The 5,465-nt window shown below is 29.3% G+C and carries 3 protein-coding genes; all 3 read left to right on the top strand.

The window, feature by feature from the left end; genetic code table 11:
• On the top strand, nucleotides 1-1,101 hold a 1,101-nt coding region (locus tag DIU01_RS00405), incomplete at its 5' end, for a serine/threonine-protein kinase (protein WP_290831292.1).
• 17 nt (nucleotides 1,102-1,118) lie between these two features.
• Nucleotides 1,119-4,343 (top strand): type I restriction endonuclease subunit R, encoded by a 3,225-nt coding sequence (locus DIU01_RS00400; RefSeq protein WP_290831291.1) that lies wholly within the window; start codon nucleotides 1,119-1,121, stop codon nucleotides 4,341-4,343.
• Complete coding sequence (locus DIU01_RS00395) at nucleotides 4,343-5,053, top strand: M48 family metallopeptidase (protein WP_290831290.1); 711 nt, start codon at nucleotides 4,343-4,345, stop codon at nucleotides 5,051-5,053. The genes DIU01_RS00400 and DIU01_RS00395 overlap by 1 nt, the downstream gene beginning before the upstream one ends.
• Nucleotides 5,054-5,465: the final 412 nt, after the last annotated feature.

Genomic DNA, 5,465 nt, shown 5'->3' with positions numbered 1-5,465 from the left:
AAAATAATTAATAAAAGTATGGATATTTCTGAATTAGGTCTTGACGATGAAGTTGTTGATTTTTTGAATGGTCAAAAAGATTTTATAATTGACAGAGTTTCACAAGAAGGTGGCAATTGTGATATTTTTTTTGGGGAACATAAAATTTTTAATAAACGCATTGCTCTAAAGATTTATTATGGTAGTGCATCTGATAGTTCTCATAATGAGCCAAAAATATTATCAAAACTTAACCATCCTAATATATTAAAAGTTATGGATGCAAAAAGAATTGGTAAATACCATAGTTATTTTATGACTGATGAAATCAATGGAGGTGATTTAGAGAAATATTATAAAGCTGGAAAGTTAGATTTAAAGAAAGCATTAAATATTATTCATGGTATTTTGAATGGTTTAAGTGAGTTACATAAAGATAAAATTCAAATATTGCATCGAGATATTAAACCAAAAAATATATTAGTATATGAAGAAAATAGTGAACCATTAATTGCTGATTTTGGTTCAATTAAGCATTTTAATAGTTCGGGTAAGATAGCAGGATCAAAAACAACAACACTATATATGCCACCTGAAATTATTAAAGGTGGTTGTTATACTATTCAATCTGATATTTATCAATTAGGTATTTCAATGTTTCAAATTTTAGGCGGTTTTTTCCCAGATACATACGCAGAATGGTTGACTAATAAAGAACAAATTAAATTGAAATCAATTTCAGGTGCATATGAGATTTCGGTATTTGTAGATAATATTATTTATGGATTAATACTAAAAAATAAATTACTAAAATATGACACTTTACCTCCGTATATAGGTAAAGAAATTATTAATATTATTAAAAAATCTACACATTCAGATTTGAAAATAAGATATTCAAATGCAAGTGAGTTTTTAAATGATTTATATAAAGTTCAAAAAAGACTAACAAATTGGCAACAGAAAGATAGTATATATTATGCTACAACAATCAAAGGCGATAAATACAGAATTTTGCATTCAAAAAATGGTTTTTCTATTGAAAAAAATGGAGCATCAGGATGGAGAAGAACAGGAGATTTTTCAAATGAAATTGAAACTCAATTTGCTAAAATAAAATAAATAAAACTAGTTATAAAATGCAATTACCATCCTACATAGAAGACCACATTAGTCAAATACCGGCATTGCAATTACTCATAAAAATGGGGTATCAATATATTGCTCCAGACGAAGCTTTAGAGCTTCGTGGTGGTAGAACCAGCAATGTATTACTTGAACCAATTTTGAAAAAACAACTCGAAAAAATAAATTCTATACAATACAAAAACAAAGAGTTTTCATTTTCAGAAAGTAATATTAATGCGGCTATTATTGCTTTAAGAGAACTACCAATTCAAGATGGTTTTATAAAAGCAAATCAAGTATTTTTTGATTTAATAACATTGGGTAAAAGTTTAGAGCAAACCATTCTAAACGATAAAAAAAGTTTCTCTTTTCAATACATCGATTGGAAAAATATAGAAAACAACACTTTCCATGTTACTGAAGAATACGCTGTTTTACGAAGCGATAGAAACGATACGTATCGTCCAGATATTGTTTTATTCATCAATGGTATTCCAATGGTAATTATTGAGTGTAAAAGTAATGTCATCAAAGAACCAGTAACACAAGGAATTTCCCAACACTTACGTAATCAATTAGAAGATGGTATAAGAGGTTTATACCAATATTCCAACATGGTTTTATCGCTAGCAGTCAACGAAGCAAGATATGCAACCACAGCTACTCAAAAAGAATTTTGGAGCGTTTGGAAAGAAGTTTTCCGTACCAAAGAAGAAGGAATAATGTACGGTGATGCCATACGTCAATTAAAAAATAGTGAGTTACCAAACACAGAACGAACTTCAATATTCAAACAACGTTTCAAAAACGTATTACAATTTTTCAATCAATTAGAAAAAGAAGAAGTAATAGTAACCGAACAAGACAAACTACTATTCAGTTTATGCCAAAAATCACGCATTTTAGACCTTATTTTCAATTATATAGTCTATGATGATGGAGTTAAGAAAATAACACGGTATCAGCAATATTTTGCTATTAAAGAAACACTCAAAAAAATTAGTGTTGCAGATGCTAATGGTAAGCGAACAGGTGGTGTAATTTGGCATACACAAGGAAGCGGAAAATCATTAACAATGGTAATGTTGGCGCAAATGATTGCAACCCAAAAAGACATTAAAAATCCAAAAATAATTCTTGTTACCGATAGAATAGATTTAAATACACAAATTACAGAAACATTCCAAAAATGCCATGTAGAAGTAGAAGAAGCGCAAACAGGAAAACATTTAGTCGATTTAATCAACAGTCCAACCGATGCTGTTATTACAACTTTAATTCACAAATTTGAAGCAGCAATAAACCAATCGAAGGATGGTTTTACTTCACCTAATATATTTGTACTAATTGACGAAGGACACAGAAGCCAATACGGAACATTCAATGTAAAAATGAGAAAGGTATTTCCTAATGCTTGTTTTGTAGCATTTACAGGAACACCATTAATGAAAAAAGAAAAAAGCACAGCCAATAAATTTGGTGGCTTAATTGATGTATATTCTATAACAGATGCTGTTGATGATAAAGCAGTTGTACCTTTATTGTACGAGGGAAGACACAATGTAATTGAAGTAAATGACAAACCATTAGACACATATTTTGATAAAGTTTCTGAACCTGCTACACCTTATGGCAAAGTGGCACTAAAAAGAAAATTCAGTTCAACAAATCAAATAAATAAAGCCGACCAAGTAGTTTATGCAAGAGCTTGGGATATTAGTGAACATTTCGAAGCTAACATTCAAGGTACAGGATTCAAAGGACAATTAGTAGCACCAAATAAAACTACAGCTATTAAATACCGTGAATACCTTAAAGAAATCGGAAAAGTTAGTTGTGAAGTATTAATTTCTGCACCAGATACTAGGGAAAATCACGAAGATGCTTTTGAAGAAAATGAAGATGTAGTGCAAAAGTTTTACAAAGCCATGATGAGTAAATATGGCAAACAATCCGATTACGAGAAATCAGTAATTAGTGCATTCAAAAAACAAGAACAACCTGAAATTATTATTGTTGTAGATAAATTACTAACAGGTTTTGATGCACCAAACAATCAAGTTTTATACATAACTAGATCATTAAAAGAACATACATTACTTCAAGCCATTGCAAGGGTTAATCGTGTAGCACCAGGAAAAGAATACGGATTTATTATTGACTATTTCGGAAATTTAGAAAACTTAGACAAAGCATTAAATACATACAGTGGTTTAAATGATTTTGCAGAAGAAGAATTATCAGGAACAATAATAAACATCAATAAGGAAATTGAAAAATTACCACAAGCGCATAGTGAGGTTTGGGATTTGTTTAAAACCATAAAAAATAAATACGATGCTGAAGCTTATTCAGAACTATTAAACGATGATAGTATAAGGCATCCATTTTATGAAAAGCTTTCAACTTTTATACGTTTGTTTAAATTAGCAATGGCATCAATTGAGTTCAACGATATTGAGAACGAAAAGACCATTGATAAATACAAGAAAGACAGTAAATTTTTCTTGCAATTAAGAGTAGATGTAAAGAGAAGATATTATGATGATATTGATATTTCTGCTTTTGAATCTCAAATTCAAAAACTAATAGACAAACACATTACAACTGAAGGAGAAGTTTTAAAAATTACAGAATTAGTAAATATTTTTGATAAGGATAAGCGCGAAGCAGAGGTTGAAAAAATGGTAGGTAAAGCTGCAAAAGCGGACCATATTGCAACAAGAACTATCAAAGCGATTAATGTTAAAATGAATGAAGATCCAATCTTCTATAAAAGTCTTTCAACATTAATAAGAGAAGCAATAAACGATTACCATCAACACCGTATAGATGAAGCTTTATATTTACAAAGAGCCAAAGACTACGAAAACCAATTCCTTACAGGAAAACAAAATAATGTGCCTAGTGTTATACAAGAAAAACCAAACGCAATTGCATTTTATAATCTTATAAATGCAGTTTTAGAGAATAGTTTTAACAACACTCCTGAACCAAAAGAAGTGCAAGCCAATACAGCCATAGAAATAGAAGATTGTATTAAAAATATCGTTTATGAAAATGATACATTAATTATCGATTGGCAAACCAATACAGAAATTGAAAAAGAATTAAAAAATAACCTCGATGATTTACTTTTCGAGAAGCAACAACAATACGACACGCAATTCTCTTTTGATAAAATTGATGAACTGATTGAAGAAGTAATAAAAATCGCTAAACTAAAATACATTTAATGTTAACCACTATCCAACAAATAAACTATGGTAGTAAGCGCATTGAATATACTTTGTCTTTTGCTACTAGAAAATCATTAGGTATAAAAGTAAAACCAAATGGTTTGGTATCGGTTACGGCTCCTACTGATGCAAATATTAGTGATATTAATAAAAAAGTAAAATCTAAAGCAAATTGGATATTAAAACAGCAAGCTTTTTTCTGTAGTTACAAACCATTTACACCACAACGCAAATACGTTAATGGAGAAACACACCTTTATTTAGGAAGACAATACAAGTTGCAAATCATTGAAGATACTATAAACGAAATCAAACTTTATAGAGGTACAATGATAATGAAAACTAAAAAAAATAATCCTGAATATTTAGAAAAAAATTTAAACGATTGGTACAAGCTAAAAGCCGAAGAAGTATTTGCAGAAGTTTTGGAAAAATGCAAAACTTTACACAAAGAATTCCCAATTCGTAATTCCCAATTGGTAATCCGTAGTTTAAAAATGCGTTGGGGTAGTTGTACTTCTACAGGCAAAATAATTCTAAACACAGAATTAATTAAAGCACCAAAAGGAAGTATAGAATATGTAATCATTCACGAGTTGTGCCATCTAATACACCACAATCACAATAAAGAGTTCTACGATTTACAAAACCGTTTATCTCCAAATTGGGAAAAATGGAAAGAGAAATTGGAACATTCTTTATCCTAATTTATGTATATTGATAAGATATGTTTCTTTTAATTGATTTACACTAATTTCATTAAAATAGTCATTACCTCATTCACCTGCACAAAAACCGTCTTTAGTCCAAGTATTCCTAAAGCCGCTTCTTTGTTTGCTTCATTTCGCTAATAACTATTTTGCATCGTTTTGCACTTTTTGGCTTCTATATTTTCCAAACTTGTTTAAATATAATAATCTTTGAAATAGTAGGAAAAGAGTTTGATGTTAACGAAACGATTATACAATATAAAGTGATTAATTTTATTTTGCACTTAAAACACCATTAATGCATATTGTTTTCTATTTGAAAAAATAAAATAACTTTTTTTCAAAGTAAGGGTCTCAATTTTATCCTTTTTTTTTCTTTACTATTTTTTTGTTTTTTTTTTTTAATTTT

The organism is Flavobacterium sp., from assembly GCF_003525665.1.
GTDB lineage: Bacteria > Bacteroidota > Bacteroidia > Flavobacteriales > Flavobacteriaceae > Flavobacterium.
This window is presented reverse-complemented; position numbering and strand designations above follow the sequence as displayed.